This window comes from Intestinibacter sp. (assembly GCF_051866655.1).
Taxonomy (GTDB): Bacteria; Bacillota; Clostridia; order Peptostreptococcales; family Peptostreptococcaceae; genus Intestinibacter.
In genome coordinates, this window is the sequence record NZ_JBJDXL010000323.1 from 1 (window position 1) to 3,545 (window position 3,545).

Genomic DNA, 3,545 nt, shown 5'->3' on the forward strand with positions numbered 1-3,545 from the left:
ATGAAGCTAATAAAGAAGAAAATATGTATAAAACTAAGTTAAATCTTTTAAAAGAATTTTCTAAATATGCTAACCTACAAATTAATGAAAAATTAGTAAAACCAAAGGATTCTCATTTAGAAGATACTGTAGAGGATTTAAAATTAGCTGCTAGAATGAACTGGTATCTATATAAAAATATGAGAGCAACTTTAGAGTTATACAATAAATTAAAAGAAGAAATAGAAAAATACAATGATGAAATAAAACAAAATATTTTAGCTGGACAAGAAGCACAAGAAGTGGCTAGTCAATTTGAAAAAGATATAAGATTATTTAAAAGATGTCTAGATACAGGATTAATATTAAGAGAAGCTAATTTCTGGAGATATTATATAAATCTAGAAGAAAAATTTACTTTTGCAAATTACATGACATTTGAAAAAATAGACAGAGATTACGAAATGTTTACATGCTTTAAAAAATTCATAGAAGCAGTTGAACCTAACCAAAGATTAGTTTTAGACAGATTATATGAACATAAGATAAATGATCCTAATCTAGAAGTAGGAGAAGCTATAATGAAGAAAAAATCTGAAATAGAAGTAGAAGCTCAAGAAAAAGCAAATAACTTAAAATCTTTTGAAGTTGAAATGGACTTCTTAGGAAAGGGATTAGATGACTTAAGAAAAGAAATGCAAAGCTTCTACAAAAAAATATTAGAATTATAAAATTATAAAATCAGGGGGAATAATGCAATATGGATAATCAAAACAACAATAATGAAAATGTATTAGAAATATGTGATACATATATTGATAGAGTTCAAAGAAAACAGGAAAAAACGAATGAACGACCAAATTGCTTTATTCTTCCATTTATTTTTGGAGATAAGACAAAATACTTTAGCGAAAATTTATTAAAAAAAATAGAATCTAGATATCAAGATGTATTGTGCTATTATGCAGAAGAAATAAAAGAAGGAGAAAATGTTTCGACATTTTCTTCTAATTTATCAGAAAATGTAAAAGAAATAAAAAATGGTATGGCAATTGGTAAATATCCAAATACTGACGTAATATATACACCTATAATAGTTATGTTGTCTAGCAAATTTACATCAAATATAAATGAATATATAGATTCAATTATTTCTAATATAAAAGACGATTATCAAATAAAAATGGATATATATTTTTTAGTCGACAGCTATGGAGAAAATATATTAGAAAATAAAAAGTCTGCTGTAGAAAAGATAAAAGATTATCCAATGGATAGATATATAACATTTGAAGATATATATTTTTTAGGTGAAAGTAATTTTATTTTTTCAGAAAATAAATTAGATGTTGCAATTGATACTATAGAAACTAATATTTTTTATAAAGTAACAGATAAAATAAAATATAATTGGAAAGTATCAATAGATGAGCTGAATGCTAATAAGAACGCCTACTCAGGAGCAGGATTAGAAAATTTAGACTGTAATTGGGTTTCATTAGGATATATAAGATTTGATATATGTAAATATCTAATTTTATATCATTTAAAAGAATTTATAGAGACTCAGATAGGAAAGAATAAAGATGATATAGATTATCATGCAGATCCTACAGCTAATGAAATAAAACAAATAGAAAAGGAAATAGACGATTATTTAGATAGAAAATATCCTAAAGATAGATTACTTAAACATATAAAAGATATTCCAATAAATCATAATAAAATTGATTATATAAAAAAAGAAAAAGAAGGAATTCTTAAAAGGATATTCAAAAAAAGTACAAGCAATGCAGCATTTAGCTTTGATAATTTAGAAGAAAGATTATTTGATGATAGAGACTATTTTATAAAATATATAGAATTAAATTCAGATGAAAATATAGAAGATTTTAATTTGAAAGATAAAATTTCTTCATTTGATTTGATGAATAAATTAGATAAAATACTTAATAATTTGATGTCTAGTACAAATACAATGCTCGATGAGGCTACAAATAAATTAGCTATGGAAAAAGGTTTTTTAAATAAAACAGATGACTTATCTTCATTTATGGGAGAATGTAATAGTCGTTACTTAAAATTAAAATTAGAAAGATATATTTTAAATAAAAAATTTGAACTAATAGAAAAAGAAGTAGAAAGAAATAAAGATAAAAAATACGTAGATTTAGATGCTTGTAAGCAAAATAAAGAGAGAACACTTGTAATAATTAACAACCTTATGGAAAAAATAACATTTAATAATTCAATCTTTAAAGGCGTAGTAGATGGACTAATAGAAGATAAAACTCCACATAAAATATTTGTAAATATTCCATGGAATATAGGATTTAAAGATGCAGTAGATAGTATAGGAGAAGAAAAATTTATTGAATTGCTATCTAATACTTTAGATGAAATTTACAAAAAAGATATGGATACACTATCTAGAGAATTTGAAAATGCTATGTCATCAGAAATAAAAAATAAATATTGTATCAAATATGTGGGTGGATATTCTTCTGGAATTGTAATCGGTAAGCCAGAGCCTATAATAAGCAAGGATAGAATGTATTGTGATTATTTTGAATCAATTATGAGTGGCAGTACTTCAGAGATAAAATTTGAATAGATAGTAATATGGTGATAATATGATAACTAATCAAAAAATAGAATTAATTAATGGAAATGAAATTAAATTTGAATGGGAATGGACTGGTTCTGATGGATGCTTAAATGTATATATCCAAAAATTTCAAGAGGATAAATTAGAAAAGCTAGGTTCCATATTACAAACAGGTGGATTAGCATATGGAAGTAAATTATATAAGATGGAAAAAAGAGGATTATATAAAATAGTAGTATTTCCAGTTACAAAAGGAGTAGAAGACAAAGAGGCGAAGATAGATACTGACTATATTTGCATAGGTGGAAAAAATGTCTTAGAATATTCTTTTGAGGATGCAGATGATATGTCGTGTTCATGTATAAATATAAAAAGACTAGACAGACCTATATCAAAAGATTTGGCTTATCTTGAATCTATTTCAGATGGAACTAAAATCCCATTTACGACAGATTTAGCAGCAGGACAAAAATTTTATATAGTAAATTATGGAGATTTAAAAATAGAAATAAAATATCCTTATAGTTTAGAAGTGGAAAAGAGGAGAATATAGGGGAGATTTTAAATGAGCGAATTAGACCAAAATACAAAAGAATATTATGACATAAATTGTATTGAATGCGGAAATGTATTTAAAGCAAATGAATTAACTTTTAATATAGATGAATTGCTTAGAAAACATTCTGATGATATAAAAAAAGAAAAAAATAATAATACAGATTATGATGTCTTTAGAAGTATAAAGCTAGGTATGAATTACTCAGAATCTGAAGTAAAAGTTTTGTTAGAAAAAGGATGTATTAACGTATCTGATATAAGAGAGTTTTTAAGCTCAAAATACGGAATAGATATAAAAGTAGAACAAAGAAAGCCTAAGATAGATGAAGAGGTAGCTCAGCCTAGAAGTAGACGTAGATTAGATTCTATAGTTTCGTCTGCAAGTATACCAGATGATATT

General features: G+C 25.0%; 4 protein-coding genes. All 4 read left to right on the plus strand.

What is annotated here, in order from left to right; translation table 11 throughout:
* Positions 1 to 710 (plus strand): hypothetical protein (locus ACI3VO_RS09570; protein ID WP_439757701.1); only part of this gene is annotated, 710 nt, incomplete at its 5' end.
* A 29-nt stretch (positions 711 to 739) separates the two neighbouring features.
* Complete coding sequence (locus ACI3VO_RS09575; protein ID WP_439757702.1) at positions 740 to 2,593, plus strand: hypothetical protein; 1,854 nt, start codon at positions 740 to 742, stop codon at positions 2,591 to 2,593.
* Between the two features lie 19 nt (positions 2,594 to 2,612).
* A complete protein-coding gene (locus tag ACI3VO_RS09580; RefSeq protein ID WP_439757703.1) occupies positions 2,613 to 3,140 on the plus strand; it encodes a hypothetical protein in 528 nt (175 codons plus the stop codon).
* 12 nt (positions 3,141 to 3,152) lie between these two features.
* Positions 3,153 to 3,545, plus strand: a 393-nt coding sequence (locus ACI3VO_RS09585) for a hypothetical protein (protein WP_439757704.1), incomplete at its 3' end; no start/stop codon positions are given.

Coding starts and splice junctions, on each gene's coding strand:
- ACI3VO_RS09575 (WP_439757702.1), top strand. CDS start 740: ATGGATAATCAAAACAACAATAATGAAAATGTATTAGAAATATGTGAT.
- ACI3VO_RS09580 (WP_439757703.1), top strand. CDS start 2,613: ATGATAACTAATCAAAAAATAGAATTAATTAATGGAAATGAAATTAAA.